The organism is Cupriavidus sp. GW823-FHT06D04, assembly GCF_058795055.1.
The window spans coordinates 43,004-58,302 of sequence record NZ_JBXAHL010000020.1; the positions used below are offsets into that span (position 1 = coordinate 43,004).

The window sequence follows — 15,299 nt, forward strand, 5'->3', positions numbered from 1 at the left end:
GGGTGGCGGACCCTCGCCGCCGCCGCCGCCACCACGTGGAAGCTGTGGGCCAACCAGGTGTCGCTGTTGCGCATGCAGGTGGATGTGATCCAGGCGGTGGCGCGGCTGATCGCCAGGGCGCTGGTGCTGGCCAACAATGCCCTGTCCTCGCTGGAGAACGCCATTGCCAACGCGCTGGCCGACGACCTGCGAGCGGCCAAGGCCGCCGGCACTTATGCCAACCTGGCCTACACGGCGCTGCGCAATGTGCTGGCGCAGGTCGGCATCGGCAGCGCCGCGTTCGATGCCAATATCAAGCCGCTGATCGAAAGCCGGCTGCCGGCCATCGCGCTGCTCGACCGTTTTATCCTCAATGCCGACCAGTGGGATGGCTACAACGCCGAGCGCAAGAACCTGATGGCGTTCCTGAAGAACAACAGCGTGCGCAATGTGGTGGCACTGAGCGGCGATATCCACGCATTCTTTGCCGGCCAGGTGATGGACGACTACGATGCCGCAACGCCAGCGCCGGTGATGGTGGACCTGGTCACGGCCGGCCTGTCGAGCAACACCCTGCTCAGTTCATTCCGCTCGATCGTCGACAACGACCAGGCCTTCGCCGCACTGCGTGAACTGGTCTACAGCAACGTGGGCGGCACGGTGGTGAACACCTTCGACGCCACCTTGCGCGCCTTCAACGCGTGGCTGCGCCACGCCGACTCCAACGTCGAGGGCTACGCGCTGGTCACCCTGACGCCCCAGAAGCTGAGCTGCACCTTCCATACGTTCAAGCTGCTCGAGGGCAGCACGGCCCCGGCCCAGCCGGCCACGGCCAGCACGCGGCTGCTGGAGGTGGCGGCGGGCACCGCCGATGTGAGCGTGACATAGTCACGCGGACGGACCGGCCCGCCGGGCCCTCAGTAGCCCGCTTGCCGGTCCACCTGGTTCAGCAGCTCACGCCCGTCGCGCGCGCGCCGCAGGTTGTCGATGCATTGCCGCGCCACCAGTTCGTACGAGGGGTCGGCCGCGATATGCGGCGTGGCCTCGATGCGGGGATGGTTCCAGACCGGATCGTCCGCCGCGGGCGGCTCCTTGGCGAACACGTCGAGCGCCGCGCCGGCAAGGTGGCCATCGTCGATCAGTGCGACCAGATCGGGCTCGACCACATGCTCGCCACGCCCGACGTTGATCAGGAACGCCCCCTTGGGCAGCCGCGACAGCGTCTGGCGGTTCAGCATGCTCTCGGTGCGCGGCGTCAGCGGCAGCGTGCAGACCAGGATGTCGCTCTGCGCCAGCATGGCCTCCAGCCCGTCGTCGCCGGTGAAGTCGGTCACGCCGGGCAGATGCTTGGCGCTGCGGCTCCAGCCGCTGACCGGGTAGCCGATGGCGGCAAACATGCGCGCGACCTCGCTGCCGATCTCGCCCAGCCCCAGCACGCCCACGCGGCAGCGCGACACATCGCGCCCCGGGTGGCGCTTCCATTCACCGCGGCGCTGCTGTTCGGCGTACAGGCCGAGGGCGCGGATATGGCGCAGCGCCATCGCCAGCACGTAGTGGGCAATGCCGGTCTGCTGGCCGGGATCGACTATGCGCGTGACCGGCATGCCAGGCGGCAGGTCCGGCGCGGCCAGCAGCTTGTCGACGCCCGCGGTGGCGGCGCAGACCAGCCGCAGCTTCGGGTAGGCCGGCAGCACGCCGGGATTCAGGCCCCAGGCGATGATGGCTTCGACCTCTTCCGCGACGGCGGCCTCGCGGCCGTTCCACACGGTGATATCCGGCGCGGCTTCGCGCAGCGCGGCAGTGATGGGAACCGCCATGAACGACGGCAGGTGAACGAGGATGGCCATGGTCAGTTGCGGTAGTCAGGGTTGATGCGGTCAAGGCGACGCAGCAGGCCCGGCCAGGCCAGGCCGGAGCCCTTGCCCTTGGTGGCCTGGCGCGCCTGCTGGCCCATGTTGGCGCTGGCGGCTTCGGGCACCATGGTCAGCGGCGTGCCGCCGCTTTGCGCGAGGATCTGGATGCGGCAGGCGGACTCAAGCGTGTACATGGTCAGGAATGCATCGGATACCGTGCGCCCGCACGTCAGCAGGCCATGGTTGCGCAGGATCATCTGCTTGCAGCGGCCCAGGTCCGCCACCAGCCGCGCCTTCTCGTCCTCGCGCAGCGCCACGCCTTCATAGTCGTGGTACGCCAGCCCGGTCAGCGCGAACATCGATTGCTGCGAGATCGGCAGCAGGCCCGCCTGCTGCGCCGAAACGGCGACGCCGTGCGAGGTATGCGTGTGCATCACGCAACCGACTTCGGGGCGCGCCTCATGCACGGCGCTGTGGATGATGAAGCCGGCCGGGTTGACGTCATACGGCGTTTCCAGCACCGGCTGCCCTTCGTGGTCGACCTTGACCAGGCTCGATGCCGTGATCTCGTCGAACATCATCCCGTACGGGTTGATCAGGAACTGGTCCGGCGCATCGGGCACGCGTGCCGAGATATGGGTGAAGATCAGGTCGTCCCAGCCGAAGTGGGCGACCAGGCGGTACGCGGCCGCCAGGTCCACGCGCATCTGCCATTCGGCGTCGGAGACGCGGTCCCTGATTGAATCGACAAGCTGGATTTGCGCCATATGCGTACCTCCCCGGGGGCATGTGAGTCATTGAATCGATGCATTGTCCGGGCGCACCGCGCCAAAGTCTGTTAAGTATTAGACAATCTCGGCTCCAGCAGGAGAGCGATGTGAAGGGTGATGTGAAGCGTGGATCGAGGGCAGCGGTGGAACCGGTGCGCACGCTGCCGCGCAGCGTGCTGGCCAGCGGCTGGCTGCGCAATGCGCCGCCGGGCGTGCTCGATGCCGTGGCGAACGCCGCACGCCGCCTGCGCTTTGGCGACGGCGAGATGATCTTCGCGCGCGGCGATCCGCCCACCTACTTCTGCATGGTGCTGTCGGGCCGGGTGTGCATGAGCCGCGTCAGCACGGGCGGGCGCGAGTCGGTGTATTCGGTGATCGGGCGTGGCCGCTGGTTCGGCGAGATCTCGCTGCTGGACGGCAAGCCGCGCACGCACGACGCCTTCGCCGTCGGCAACACGGAACTGATGGTGCTGAGCCAGCGCGACTTCCACCGCATCCTGGGCGCGCATCCGGAAGGCATGCAGCTGATCGTGCAGCAGATCTGCGCGCGCCTGCGCGTAGCGTTCGACCACGCGCAAAGCGCGGCGCAGGCGCCCATCGACGCGCGCATGGCAGCACGCCTGCTGGAACTGGCCGACCGCACCGACCATGTCGTGCGCATCAGCGCGGAGGACCTTGGCGACATGGTCAACCGCTCTCGCCAGACCGTGGCCAAGTACCTGCAGGCGTGGGAGGAAGCGGGCCTGATCCGCCGCGAGTACCGGCAGATCGAACTGCTGGACCCGGCGGCGCTCAAGCGATTGGCCAGGCGTTGACGGCCCGCAAGGTTTGCAGGCCGCGCGCGTAACTAACCTGCCCTGGCCCCGATGGCAAGGCTGGTTAACGACCGTTGCAAAATCAAACAGAATGTCAGGTGCCTCGGCGCTACAGTGACTGTTCCCTTGCCTGTAGGCGTTCTAGGAGGTACACGAATGAAGCAACATCTGGCGAAATCCCTGGTCGTGGCTGGCGCGATGATCGCGTCCTACCCGCTGTTTGCCCAGCAGGCCCAGCCCCTGCAGCCGAGCCAGCCCATGCCGATGACGCAGCCGATGCAGCCGATGCAATCCACTCAGCCGGTGCAATCCGCCCAGCCCGTGCAAGCCATGCCGTCGGCAGCGCCGTCGGCCCAGATGGCACCCGCAGCGGGCGGCAGCTATGCCCAGGCGCCCGTACAGGCGGCCCAGCCGGGCATGGCGCCGGCAGCCGCCGACCCGACCATGGCAAGCAGCCCCGCCTCGGCCGTGGACCCCGCCAGCATGAGCCTGGCCCCCGATGCGCTCGGCACGCGCCTGGGCCAGCGCAGCGCGTTCCTCGACGGGGCCTGAGCGCCCGTCAGCGCAGGCCCGCATCGCGCGGGCCGCGCGCCACCCTCACCCCGCTTCCCGGGCGCGCGCCGCTTCAGGTCTCCGCGGCCGCCTCCCCCTGCTGCTGCAACCACTCCAGGAACGCGCGCAGATGCAGCGGCTTGTCGGCATCGCGCGGCACCAGCGCATGATAGGTATTGCCCGGTGCGCGGATGGCGGCAAACGGCGTCGCAATGCGACCGCCCGCGCGGTCCGTTTCCAGGGTCGGAAAGGTGCCGATGGCAAAGCCAAGGCTGTCCACCACCGCCTGCAGCGTGACAAAAAAATGGTCGAAGCGCAGCGTGCGAACAGGCAGCAGCGAGGCATGTCCCGCCTGCTGCAGCCACGATTCCCAGCTTCCCGGCCGTGTCTCCGTATAGAGGAAGACGCCCTCTACCAGGTCCTCTACACCTTGCAACGGCACCTGCTCCAGCATCGCCGGGCTGGCGATCACCGTCTGGTACTCCGAAAAGATCGGCACTGACTCGAACTGTTCGCCACGTTCGAGGGTGCGCCGTATCGCCACGTCAAAGGTGCCGTTGAATCCGGCCTCGTTGCTGAAGGCGGTGGACACACGCACGTCGACCTCGGGCTGCTGGCGCCGGAAGTCATCCAGCCGCGGAATCAGCCAGCGCATGGCAAAGGTTGCCGGGGCATTGACGCGCACCACCTTGCGCGTGGCAATGCGACCATAGCGCTCGGAAGCGGCGCTGATCTGGTCGAACGCCGTGCTGATCTCGCGCGCGAACGCCTGCGCGTGGACAGTCGGCACCATGCGCTGGCCCTGGCGGATAAACAGCGGCTGCCCCAGCCATTGCTCCAGGATCTCGATCTGCCGGCTGACCGCGCCATGGGTCAGGTGCAGCTCACGCGCGGCCGCGGAATAGCTGCCGGCGCGGGCGGCAACCTCGAAGATGCGCAAGGCGTTGAGCGGCGGCAGCTTGTGCGGCATTGTGAGATTTCCTGACAGAATCTGGAAAGTAAACTCGATTGTGAGAGTTTATCGCCTAAATTAGCATGGGTCTCAGGCAAATCCCATCGACAATCCTTCCGCACGAGACGCCATGAGCACCCAGATCCAGGTCAACGGCCACCACTACCAGCTTCCCGCCCGCCCCACCGTCATCGTCTGCATCGATGGCTGCGAGCAGGAATACATCAACCTTGCCGTGCAGGCGGGCGCGACCCCCTTCTTCGCCAGCCTGGCCAAACGCGGAACGGTGCTGACCGGCGATTGCGTGGTGCCGTCGTTCACCAATCCCAACAACCTGTCGATCGTGACCGGCGTGCCGCCGTCGGTGCACGGCATCTGCGGCAACTTCTTCTACGACACCGAAGCCGGCGCCGAAGTGCTGATGAACGACGCCCGCTACCTGCGCGCCCCCACCGTGCTGGCCGCGGCAGCGCAGGCCGGCGCATCGGTGGCGGTGGTCACGGCCAAGGACAAGCTGCGCGCGCTGCTCGGCCACGGCCTCAAGGGCATCTGCTTCTCGGCGGAGAAGGCCGACCAGGCCACCATCGAAGACAACGGCATCGACGACGTGCTGCGCAAGGTCGGCATGCCCCTGCCCTCGGTCTACAGCGCCGACCTGTCAGAGTTCGTGTTCGCCGCCGGCGTGGCCTTGCTGGAAACCATGCGGCCCGACCTGATGTACCTGTCCACGACGGACTACATCCAGCACAAGCATGCCCCGGGCACGCCGCAGGCCAATGCCTTCTATGCCATGATCGACAGCTACCTGCAGCGCCTGGACGCGCTCGGCGCGGTCATCGGCGTGACCGCCGACCACGGCATGAATGCCAAGACCGACTCGCTGGGCAAGGCCAACATCCTGTTCCTGCAGCAGGTGCTGAACGAGCGCTTCGGCGCGGACGCCACGCGCGTGCTGCTGCCGATCACCGATCCCTATGTCGCCCACCACGGCGCACTGGGCTCCTACGCGACCGTGTACCTGCCCGCCGGTACCGACCAGCGCGCCGTGCATGAGGCCATCGCCGCGCTGCCCGGCATCGAGCTGGTGCTGGACAAGCACGCCGCAAGCGAACGCTTCGAGCTGCCGCCCGACCGCATCGGCGACCTGGTGGTGGTCAGCGAACGCCTGACCGTGCTCGGCACCACGCCGGCACGCCATGACCTGAGCGGCCTGGATGCTCCGCTGCGCTCGCACGGCGGCCTGTCCGAGCAGAAGGTGCCGTTGCTGTTCAACCGCAAGGTTGCAGCGCCCGCCGGCCAGCGGCTGCGCAACTTCGACATCCTGCGGCTGGCGCTGAACCACGCGGACTAAAGCCAGTGCGTGCCGGCCAGGCCGGCACGCGTCATCAGTCAATAGCTAAAGGTGGCCGCCAAGACGGCCACCACCAGGGGGCGGCGCCATGCAAATCCTGCTTTCCCTGATGTCCGGGGTCGCACTACTGATCTGGGGCGCGCATGTGACCCGCCACGGCATGCTGGAGGTACTGGGGCCGCGCCTGCGGCTGGTGCTGGCCGCGGGCACGGCCAGTCCCGCGCGAGGCTTCCTGGCCGGGCTTGGCGTGACCGCGCTGATCCAGAGCAGCAGCGCCACGGCCTTGATGACCAGCGCCTTTGTCGCAGGCGGCCTGGTGTCGTTGCCGGCGGCACTGCCGATCGTGCTGGGTGCCGACGTCGGCACCAGCCTGATGGCGCGCCTGCTGTCGGTCGACATCTCCTGGCTCTCGCCACTGCTGCTGGTGATCGGCATCGCACTGCGTCTGTCCGGCAAGGCCAGCTTGCGCGGACAGACTGGCGAAGTCATCGTGGGACTGGGGCTGATCACGCTGGCCTTGCAGCTGATCCGCCTATACGCCGCGCCGCTGCTGCACGCCGAGATCGTGCGCGCCGTCTTCACCTCGCTTGGCCATGACGCACTGCTGGCGCTGGTGATCGGCGCCCTCGTGACGTTGCTCGCGTACTCCAGCCTGGCCGCGGTACTGCTGACTGCAACGCTGGCCATGGGCGGCGTCATCGGCCCTGCCACCGCCTTGCCGCTGGTACTTGGCGCCAATCTGGGCAGTGGACTGATAGCCTGCCTGGCCAATTCCGGCAGTTCGCCCGCCGCGCGGCGGGTATCGCTCGCGAACCTGATTTTCCGGTTCGTGGGGATACTGGCATTCCTGCCGATGCTGGACGCCATGCCCTGGCTGCTGGACCGCCTGGGCAGCAGTGCCGGCACCATGGCCATTGACTTCCACATGGCATTCAACCTGACGCTGGCCGCAACCCTGGTCTGGTTCGTCAACCCGGTAGCGTCCCTGTGCACCCGATGGCTGCCTGATGCGCACGACGACGCAGCGCCCAGCGGCGCGCGCTACCTGAGCCAGGGCGACCTGCGGCATCCTTCCGTCGCCCTTGGCAATGCCACGCGCGAAGTCGTGCGCATCGGCGACGTGATCGAGGAGATGCTCAATGGCATGAAGCTCTCGATCGTGGGCAACGACCGCGCCGTGAACGCCCGCTGCCGGGCGCTGGACGACCGCATCGACGCACTCTATTCGTCGGTCAAGATGTACCTGACCGACGTCGACGCCGGCAGCCTCGACGGTGAGGATGCCACCCGCTGGGACGAAATCATGCTGGTCAATATCAACCTGGAGTATGTCGGCGATATCGTCGAACGCATCCTGGTCGATCTGGACCAGCGCAAACTGAGCCGCAACTACTGCTTCTCGGATGAGGGCAGTGCCGAACTGCTCGAGCTTTGCGACATGCTGGTGGCCAACCTGCGCACCAGCATGTCGCTCTTCGTTGCCAACGACCGCGCAGCGTCGGCATTGCTGATCGAGTGCGCTGGCGACTTCCAGGCACGCGCCGGGCGCCTCACCGCCCGCCACATTGCCCGGGTGGCACAGCGCCGCACCGCGAGCGTGGAAACCAGCGCCTTGCACCTCGACACCCTGCGCGAGCTTTCCCAGATGAACGCGCTGCTGTGCGCCGCGCCGGCAGGCATGCGCGGCGCCCTCCCTGAAGACACTTCGTTCCTCCCCGCCGACAATGCCGGCGCGCCGCACGCACAGGAACGCCTGCTGAATCCGTGACGCCACAAGCAGCAAGCAGGCAGGCGGCCGGACACGGCCACAAGGCGTGAACCGACAACGACAATCCCCACAGGAGACACTCATGCAGGCAAACCAACGCAAGCCGCACCGGCCCGGGCGCATCCGGGCCACCCTGACACTGATCGGCCTGGCCGCGACCTCGTGCTGCACGGCCTACGCCCAGGGCGGTTATCCGGCCAGGCCGGTCAGCCTCGTGGTTGGCTTCGCCGCCGGCGGCTCGACCGACAAGCTGGCCCGCTTGCTGGCCAGGGAGATGCAGGAAGCGCTGGGCCAGCAAGTGGTGATCGAGAATCGCCCGGGTGCCGCCGGCAACATCGCTGCCCAGTATGTCGCGCAGGCCGCGCCCGACGGCTACACCCTGTTCATGGCGACCCTGAGCAGCCAGGCCATCAATCCATGGCTCTATGCAAAGCCGGGATTCGACCCGCTCAAGAGCTTCGAGCCGGTGGCGCTGGTGGCGCGCTATCCGCTGGTGGTAGCGGTCAACCCGGCGATGCCGACGCAAACCTCCGCCGAGTTGCTGGCTTATATGCGCGCCAATCCCGGCAAGGTCTTCTTCTCGTCCGCGGGATCCGGGTCGCCAGGCCACCTCAGCGGTGAACTGGTCAAGTCCCAGGCCAAGGTCGACATGACCCATGTCGCCTACAAGGGCGGCGGCCCGGCCATGCTGGCCGCGATGGGCGGCGAGGTCACCCTGACGATCGAGACCATTCCGGCCATGATCCCGCACGTCAAGTCCGGCAAGCTCAAGGGCCTTGCCGTTACCTCGGGCCAGCGCTCGGCGGCGCTGCCGCAACTGCCGACATTGTCTGAATCGGGCCTTGCCGGCTTTGAGGTCACGTCGTGGGCCGGCGTCGTGGCGCCGGCAAAGACACCGCCGGACGCCCTTGAGAAACTGCAGGCTGCCGTAGGCAAGGCCCTCGCCGTGCCCAGGCTGAAATCCGCCATGGAAGCCGACGGCGCGCTGCCCAGCTATATGCCCGGCAAGCAGTTCCAGGTCTTCACCGCGTCCGAGCTCAAGCGCTGGGGCGAGGTGGTGCGCAGCGCCAATGTCAAGGCAGATTAGCCGTGCCACGGCGCGCACGGATGGTGCGCGCCGCAGCTTCCGCGTGCCTGCCCAAGCTGCTCCAGAACCGCCGGGGTCTCCAGCGCCGCCTGAAAATAAAGCAGCCGCCTGCGCAGGCGGCCAAATCCGGGATGGCAGTGCGGGAGAACCCACCTGGTCCTGGCTACCAGAGACACCAGCAGAAACTACGCGCCGGGCCGCTCACCAGGGCAATGAATACGTCTTGGTATTGGTAAAGCTCTTCATCGCCTCCAGCACGCCTTCCTTGTAGCCCAGGCCAGAGTCCTTGATGCCGCCGAACGGCGTCAGTTCCAGCCTATACCCCGGCACCTCCCGCACGTTGACGCTGCCAACCTTCAGCTCCCGCACAAAGCGCGTGATGTAGTCGAGCCGGTTGGTGCAGACCGACGACGAGAGCCCGTAGGCGGTGCCGTTGGAAATGCGGATCGCCTCTTCAATGTCCCTGAAGCGGATCACCGGCGACACCGGCCCGAAGGTCTCGTGCCTGGCCACCGTCATTCCGGGATCGACATGATCGAGCACCGTCGGCGAATACAGCGCGCCGCGCCGGATATTGCCGTAGCGCAGCGTGGCCCCGGCGGCAATCGCTTCATTGACCACGGCTTCGAACTGGATCGCGGCGGCTTCGTCGATGACGGTGCCCATGTCCACCTTCGGGTCCATGGGATCGCCATAGCTGAGCGCTTCGGTCTTCGCCACCAGCAGGTCGACAAAGCGGTCCGCCACCGACTCATGCACCAGCATGCGCTTGATCGCCGTGCAGCGCTGCCCGGAGTTCTTGTAGGAGCCGCTGGCGGCCAGCGTGGCGGCCTCTTCCAGATCCGCGTCTTCCATCACGATGATCGGGTCGTTGCCCCCCAGCTCCAGCACCTGGCGCTTGTAGGTGGCAGTGGCGGCAATGTACTTGCCGATCGGCACGCCGCCGGTGAAGGTCACCAGGTCCACGTCCGGGTGCGTCAGCATCTCGTCGGCAATCTCGCGCGGGTCGCCGGTGATGACCGACAGCATCTGCGGCGGCAGTCCGGCCTCATACAGGATATCGGCCAGCAGGCAGGCTGCCAGCGGGGTCTTCTCGCTGGGCTTGAGCACCATGCGGTTGTTGGTGGCCACCGACGGCGCCACCTTGTGGATCACCTGGTTGAGCGGGTGGTTGAACGGCGTGATCGCGGTGATCACCCCCAGCAGCGGCTCGCGCAGCGTATAGACCTTGCGGCTCTTGCCGTGGTGGGTCAGGTCGCACGAGAACACCTGGCCGTCGTCGACCAGCGCCTGGTTGGCGGCAAACAGCAGCACGTCGGAGGCGCGGCCCACCTCGTACAGCGAATCCTTGCGGCACAGGCCGGATTCCAGCGTGATCGTGCGCGAGATCTCATCCAGGCGCGAGGCGATGATCTCGCCGGCGCGCATCAGGATCTTGTAGCGGTCATAGCGCGTCAGCGTGGGCTGGTAGTCGCGCGCGATGCGGTAGGCGCGGCGCACGTCGTCGAGCGTGGCCTTCGGCACGGTGGCGATGACTTCGCCGGTGTACGGATAGGTCACCTCGATCACGTCTTCGCGGTAGATCTTCTCGCCGGCGATGCGCAGCGCTTCGTGGCGGATTTCGGGGATGGCATGCAATGCGGTCATGGGCTTGCCCTCTCGGGTCTTGTGCAGTGTGGGGAAACGGGTTGCAGCCGTGGCGGGCGGGCCGGCATCGTGCCGGCCCGGCGCACTCAGCGGCGAATGAAGGCCGCGATCACGGCGCTGATGATGCAGCTGGTTGCCACGATCGGGAACACCAGCGAGGTATTGCCCGAGTGATCCAGCATGCGGCCGATCAGGGGTTCGCCCAGGCCGGCGAGCAGGTAGGAGAAGAAATTGAGGATGCCGGTAGCGGTGCCGGCCCGCTTGGCGCCAACCAGGTCCGGGCACAGCGCCCAGAACGACGACGCGGGGCCGTAGACGAAGAAGCCGGCAAGGAATAGCGCGACGATGGCGCCCATGCCCGTGGGCAGCTTGTACATGACCATTGACGCCACCGCACCCAGCACCATGTACAGCATGATGGCCTTGCTGCGGCTGGAGCCGAACAGGCGGTCGGAAATCCAGCCGTTGCTCAGCGCGCCGAACGCCATGCCTACCGGCAGTGCCACCGAGATCCACGCCGGGTCGATCAGCGTCTCGGCGCTCTTCCAGTTCTTGCCCAGGAAGTGGACCGGTACCCAGACGATCAGGCCATAGCGCGCGGCGTTCTGGAAGCCGATCGACAGGCCCGCGATCAGCAGGCGCGGGTTGCACAGCACGGCCTTGTAGCGTGACCAGGAGCTTTCATTGGCGTCGGTTTCGACCGCCGCGGCCTTGTCCGCATCGTCGGCCTTGGCGGCGCCGGTGTCGGGCGACCTGAAGCCCAGGTCTTCCGGACGCTCGCGCACGATCAGGAAGAAGGTGATGCCACCCACCAGCATCAGCAGCACCGGCAGGCGGAAGATCCAGCGCCAGTCCAGGTGCAGGATATTCACAACCACGATCGAGGTGACGAACGACAGTACCGAAGCGCAGCCAGCCGCGAACACATAGAAGCCGTAGACCTTGCCGCGTTCGCCGGCGCCCCACCAGTTCGACAGCAGCCGGCTGCCGGGCGCCCAGCCGAGCGCCTGGAAGTAGCCGTTGATGCCCCATGGAATCGCCAGGGTCTTGAAGCCCACGGCAAAGCTGACCACCCAGTTGGCCGCGCACGACAGGATCGCGCCGGCGGTCATCACGCGGCGGCCGCCGAACTTGTCGCCCAGGTTGCCGTTGATGGCCTGCCCGATGGCGTAGCACCACAGCAGGCAGGTCGAGGCCCATCCCAGCGTCTCCTTGGAAAGCCCGAATTCCTGCTGGATGCCGGGAATGGCGAAGCCAAAGGTCTGCCGCCCCGTGTAGAAGAAGAAGTAGCAGAACATCGCGGCCAGCAGCATGCGCCACTGTGCTCGCCGGAACGATAGCTCGGCCGGGGCGACGAACGCCCCTACCTGGATGCGATCGGCAGTTTCCATTTTTGTCTCCTCTTGTATTGTCGGCCCGTATTGCGGGCTCGTGTTGGCCGGCGGTACCGTCGGCCGGGGTCGTGCCGCTAGGCAGACACGGCGCCGATAAAGTTCTTGCCCCGGGCGCCGTCCAGCGCACGTGTGATCATGGCGCCGGCCTCGTCGTCGGTGACGCCGTAGTCGGCAAACTCGGTCTTCACGCCCAGGCCCTGCAGGAAGGCGCGCAGCCGTTGCTGCCCGTGGTCCAGCACCGGCCCGAACAAGCGTTGCAGCGTGCGGTCGCGGTCGGGGCGGCGTGCCCAGGCTTTTTCCAGCACCATCGGCAGCGTGAACGAGCACGCGATGCCGTGCGGCAGGCCATGGCGCAGCGTCATTTCGTAGGAGATGGAGTGCGCAAGGGCCGTCTTGGTATTGGAGAACGCCAGTCCGGCCTTGAGGGCGGCCAGCGCCATGCGCTCACGCAAGGCAATGTCGTCCAGGTTGCGCACCAGTTCCGGCAAGGTGTCGAAGATGTCCTCCACCGCCGAAATCGCGAAGGTATCGGAAATCGGGTTGGCGTTGACGTTCCAGATCGATTCCAGCGCGTGCGACAGGGCATCAAGCCCGGTGGAGATCGTGGTGCCCCGCGGCACGGACATCATCAGCTCCGCGTCCACGATGGCCGCTTCGGGCCAGGTTGCCTCCAGGTGAAGCGAGTACTTCTTCTGCTTCGCGGCGTCCCAGATAGTCGCCCAGGGCGTCACTTCGCTGCCCGTGCCGGCCGTGGTCGGCACCGCGATCAGCGGCTTGACCTGCGCCGGCGTGAACGGCTTTCCCGCTGCCAGCAGGCTGATCAGCGAATCGAACCGCCCCGTCCTGGTCCCTACCATCAGCGCCTTGGCGGTATCGATGGCGCTGCCGCCGCCGACTGCAACGATGGCGTCGCAAGCGTCGGCATGTTCCCAGAAGCGGTCGTACAGGCCGGACAACTGGGCGACATCCGGGTTCGGCCGCACGTCTTCGATCATCCCGACAAGGTCTGCGCCCAGCAGGGCTTCAAGCCGCGCCACCAGTCCCAGCGCGCGCGCTTCGGGAAAGGTCACGACGACGACGCGCCGGCCGTGCAGCAAGGCCGGAAGCTGGTCAAGACTGCCAGCCCCGCAATGGATCGACACGGGGTTGTGGTAGGCATGGATCATGGGGTCTCCTCACTTCATTCCTGGGTAGCCTGGACGGCGGCTTGTGCCGCGTTCCCTGGTGCCTGAAGTGTGGGAGACGCCAACCCCCCGGTCCAATCGCATCTTTGACGGCGAGGTGCGCCAAAACCGATGGATCGCCGGGACGCTGCCGGCCTCGGGGAAACCCTGTACGCATCGGCACGCGTCTGTGGGAGACTCGCCGCACACGCCGCGCTGAATGGCGTCAGCCCCCATCGAGACCCCATGTTCCACCAGTACTACAAGTCGATCCGCTGCTTCCACGCGGTCGCCCGGACGGGCGGCTTCACTGCCGCGGCGCAATACCTGCATATTGGGCAGCCGACCGTGACCGACCAGGTCAAGGCGCTGGAGACGCGTTTCGGCGTGGAGCTGTTCCTGCGCGCGGGCCGCACCGTGCGCCTGACTGACACCGGCGAGCGGCTCTACGCCATCACCCAGGGATTGTTCGGGCAGGAAGAAGAGGCCATGCAGTTCCTGCACAGCGCGCACAAGCTCAAGACCGGGCTGGTGCGCGTGGGCGCGGTGTCGCCGCCGATCGCGCTGGGGCTGGCGCGAAGCTTCCGCACCGCGCATGCTTCGCTGGAACTGACGGTCACCATCGGCTCAGAGGCATCGGTGCTGCACGGGTTGCAGGATTTCGACATCGACGTCGGCATCCTGGCGGAACCCGATCCCGTCGAGGGCCTGCACATCACGCCCTATCGCCGCGAGCGCATCGTTGCCGTGATGCCGGCCGGCCATCCGCTGGCCGCGCGCCCTTCGATCACGGTGCAAGACGTCGCCGGCGAAGCTGTGATCGTGCGCGAGCCGGGATCGAAGACCCGGCTCCGGGTTGAACGCGCGTGCGCACAGCATGGCGTAGCGCTGAACTGCGTGATGGAGATCAACAGCCGCGAGGCCATCCTGCATGCGGTGGCCAATGGCATGGGCATCAGCTTCGTCACGCAGATCGAATGCATCCCGCTGCCGGGCCTGCAGGTGGTGCCGGTCGACGAGCCGCTGCTGTCGATCGACTATTCGCTGTGCTGCCTGGAGGTGCGCAAGGAGCGGCCGCTGATTGCGGCGCTGTTCGCGGTCGCGCTGGGCTAGCACCACCCCGTCATCCGCCCCAACCTGCCTGTACCAGCGTAGCCACGCCCACGCCGACCAGGACGGCCCCGGTAAGCCGTACCGCAAGCCTGGTCACGCGCGCACCCGCGGGCATCCATCGTTCGAGCGTCATCGCCAATGTCACCGCTGCCATCACGCGCAGGTCCATCACGCCCATGACGAGCCATGCCGCGGTCAGGCCCGCACAGCACCGGATGCAGTGCAGGCCCAGCCGCAGGCCATGGCGCCACGCCGAGCCGGCATCCGCCGGCAGTGCGCGCGTGCGGCCCGCTGCGCTGGTGCAGTAGGCAAGCTGCCGTGCTTTCCACGCGGCGAACTGCAGCACGCCTGCCATCATCAAGACCACCGCAGCAGCGAGCGGCGCCGCGCGCGCCAGGCCCTGCGCCTGCGTGGCGATTGCTGCCAGCGCAGCGCCAACCGGGAAAACGGCGAGGCCCACCATGCCCCACACGAAGAAGTAGCCGGCGCCCGCCAATACCGTCGACATGCCCGGGCGCACCTGCCCTGCCGCCGCCAGCGCCTGGCGGTAGCGCCACAGCATCGGTGCCAGCGAGGGCAGCATCATCGGCACCATCATGGCGATCCACATGCCGAGGAAGGCCATCGCCGTGCGGCCCCAGGTCTGGCCGCACATCCGCATCCACGCCATTGACATGGTCCAGCCGCCTGGCATCGGCATCGCGCGCATTGCGGGCATGGACGCATGCCAGGCGAGTGTCGCCGCCACGCCGGCGATGAATAGCACGGCAAGGATGCCAAAGAAGGCAAGGCGCGGGCCGGCGCTGCGTGAGCGCGCCGGCCTGTGCGCGGTGAGTACGCTGGACACGACCTGCC

General features: G+C 67.1%; 14 protein-coding genes. 7 read left to right on the top strand and 7 right to left on the bottom strand.

The annotated features are described in order from the left end of the window. A partial coding sequence (locus tag AC1Q7H_RS23050) for an alkaline phosphatase D family protein (RefSeq protein WP_492381769.1) occupies nt 1–867 on the top strand: 867 nt, incomplete at its 5' end. A 29-nt stretch (nt 868–896) separates the two neighbouring features. On the opposite strand, the gene AC1Q7H_RS23055 is transcribed toward AC1Q7H_RS23050, so the two are convergent. Further along, nucleotides 897–1,826, bottom strand: coding sequence for a 2-hydroxyacid dehydrogenase (locus AC1Q7H_RS23055; protein WP_492381770.1), 930 nt, complete (start codon nt 1,824–1,826; stop codon nt 897–899). A 2-nt stretch (nt 1,827–1,828) separates the two neighbouring features. Next, a complete protein-coding gene (locus tag AC1Q7H_RS23060; RefSeq protein ID WP_013952485.1) occupies nt 1,829–2,599 on the bottom strand; it encodes a class II aldolase/adducin family protein in 771 nt (256 codons plus the stop codon). Nucleotides 2,600–2,709: 110 nt separating this feature from the next. Between AC1Q7H_RS23060 and AC1Q7H_RS23065 the strand changes: the two genes are divergently transcribed. Continuing rightward, nucleotides 2,710–3,417, top strand: a complete 708-nt coding sequence (locus AC1Q7H_RS23065) for a Crp/Fnr family transcriptional regulator (RefSeq protein ID WP_492381771.1) — start codon at nt 2,710–2,712, stop codon at nt 3,415–3,417. A 156-nt stretch (nt 3,418–3,573) separates the two neighbouring features. Beyond that, complete coding sequence (locus AC1Q7H_RS23070; RefSeq protein ID WP_013952483.1) at nt 3,574–3,969, top strand: hypothetical protein; 396 nt, start codon at nt 3,574–3,576, stop codon at nt 3,967–3,969. A gap of 73 nt (nt 3,970–4,042) precedes the next feature. Here AC1Q7H_RS23070 and AC1Q7H_RS23075 read toward each other — a convergent pair whose 3' ends face one another. Further along, the gene (locus AC1Q7H_RS23075; protein ID WP_013952482.1) at nt 4,043–4,939 is read right to left on the bottom strand and encodes a LysR substrate-binding domain-containing protein; all 897 of its coding nucleotides are present in this window, start codon (nt 4,937–4,939) and stop codon (nt 4,043–4,045) included. A 112-nt stretch (nt 4,940–5,051) separates the two neighbouring features. Here AC1Q7H_RS23075 and phnA point away from each other — a divergent pair, with 112 nt between their 5' ends. From phnA to AC1Q7H_RS23090, 3 genes are all read left to right on the top strand, one after another. After that, nucleotides 5,052–6,272: a phosphonoacetate hydrolase gene (gene phnA, locus AC1Q7H_RS23080; RefSeq protein ID WP_492381772.1), complete on the top strand. Its 1,221-nt coding sequence runs from the start codon at nt 5,052–5,054 to the stop codon at nt 6,270–6,272. An 88-nt stretch (nt 6,273–6,360) separates the two neighbouring features. After that, nucleotides 6,361–8,040 (top strand): Na/Pi cotransporter family protein, encoded by a 1,680-nt coding sequence (locus tag AC1Q7H_RS23085; protein WP_153955067.1) that lies wholly within the window; start codon nt 6,361–6,363, stop codon nt 8,038–8,040. 82 nt (nt 8,041–8,122) lie between these two features. Next, complete coding sequence (locus AC1Q7H_RS23090) at nt 8,123–9,127, top strand: Bug family tripartite tricarboxylate transporter substrate binding protein (RefSeq protein ID WP_211981030.1); 1,005 nt, start codon at nt 8,123–8,125, stop codon at nt 9,125–9,127. 201 nt (nt 9,128–9,328) lie between these two features. Here AC1Q7H_RS23090 and phnY read toward each other — a convergent pair whose 3' ends face one another. The 3 genes from phnY to psrA all read right to left on the bottom strand — a co-directional run bounded on the left by phnY (nt 9,329) and on the right by psrA (nt 13,334). After that, a complete protein-coding gene (gene phnY / locus AC1Q7H_RS23095; protein WP_153955065.1) occupies nt 9,329–10,774 on the bottom strand; it encodes a phosphonoacetaldehyde dehydrogenase in 1,446 nt (481 codons plus the stop codon). An 86-nt stretch (nt 10,775–10,860) separates the two neighbouring features. Further along, nucleotides 10,861–12,165, bottom strand: a complete 1,305-nt coding sequence (locus AC1Q7H_RS23100) for an MFS transporter (RefSeq protein WP_153955064.1) — start codon at nt 12,163–12,165, stop codon at nt 10,861–10,863. A 77-nt stretch (nt 12,166–12,242) separates the two neighbouring features. Continuing rightward, nucleotides 12,243–13,334, bottom strand: coding sequence for an iron-containing alcohol dehydrogenase PsrA (gene psrA / locus AC1Q7H_RS23105; protein WP_013952476.1), 1,092 nt, complete (start codon nt 13,332–13,334; stop codon nt 12,243–12,245). Nucleotides 13,335–13,577: 243 nt separating this feature from the next. Here psrA and AC1Q7H_RS23110 point away from each other — a divergent pair, with 243 nt between their 5' ends. Next, nucleotides 13,578–14,444, top strand: coding sequence for a LysR substrate-binding domain-containing protein (locus AC1Q7H_RS23110; RefSeq protein ID WP_041228576.1), 867 nt, complete (start codon nt 13,578–13,580; stop codon nt 14,442–14,444). Nucleotides 14,445–14,454: 10 nt separating this feature from the next. Here the strand turns inward: AC1Q7H_RS23110 and AC1Q7H_RS23115 are convergent, their stop codons facing one another. Then, complete coding sequence (locus AC1Q7H_RS23115) at nt 14,455–15,291, bottom strand: DUF2182 domain-containing protein (protein ID WP_211981029.1); 837 nt, start codon at nt 15,289–15,291, stop codon at nt 14,455–14,457. Nucleotides 15,292–15,299 lie beyond the last annotated feature (8 nt).

Excerpts from the sequence above, each read along its gene's own strand:
- AC1Q7H_RS23055 (WP_492381770.1), bottom strand. The coding sequence starts at position 1,826 with ATGGCCATCCTCGTTCACCTGCCGTCGTTCATGGCGGTTCCCATCACT.
- AC1Q7H_RS23060 (WP_013952485.1), bottom strand. The coding sequence starts at position 2,599 with ATGGCGCAAATCCAGCTTGTCGATTCAATCAGGGACCGCGTCTCCGAC.
- AC1Q7H_RS23070 (WP_013952483.1), top strand. The coding sequence starts at position 3,574 with ATGAAGCAACATCTGGCGAAATCCCTGGTCGTGGCTGGCGCGATGATC.
- AC1Q7H_RS23075 (WP_013952482.1), bottom strand. The coding sequence starts at position 4,939 with ATGCCGCACAAGCTGCCGCCGCTCAACGCCTTGCGCATCTTCGAGGTT.
- phnA (WP_492381772.1), top strand. The coding sequence starts at position 5,052 with ATGAGCACCCAGATCCAGGTCAACGGCCACCACTACCAGCTTCCCGCC.
- AC1Q7H_RS23085 (WP_153955067.1), top strand. The coding sequence starts at position 6,361 with ATGCAAATCCTGCTTTCCCTGATGTCCGGGGTCGCACTACTGATCTGG.
- AC1Q7H_RS23090 (WP_211981030.1), top strand. The coding sequence starts at position 8,123 with ATGCAGGCAAACCAACGCAAGCCGCACCGGCCCGGGCGCATCCGGGCC.
- phnY (WP_153955065.1), bottom strand. The coding sequence starts at position 10,774 with ATGACCGCATTGCATGCCATCCCCGAAATCCGCCACGAAGCGCTGCGC.
- AC1Q7H_RS23100 (WP_153955064.1), bottom strand. The coding sequence starts at position 12,165 with ATGGAAACTGCCGATCGCATCCAGGTAGGGGCGTTCGTCGCCCCGGCC.
- psrA (WP_013952476.1), bottom strand. The coding sequence starts at position 13,334 with ATGATCCATGCCTACCACAACCCCGTGTCGATCCATTGCGGGGCTGGC.
- AC1Q7H_RS23110 (WP_041228576.1), top strand. The coding sequence starts at position 13,578 with ATGTTCCACCAGTACTACAAGTCGATCCGCTGCTTCCACGCGGTCGCC.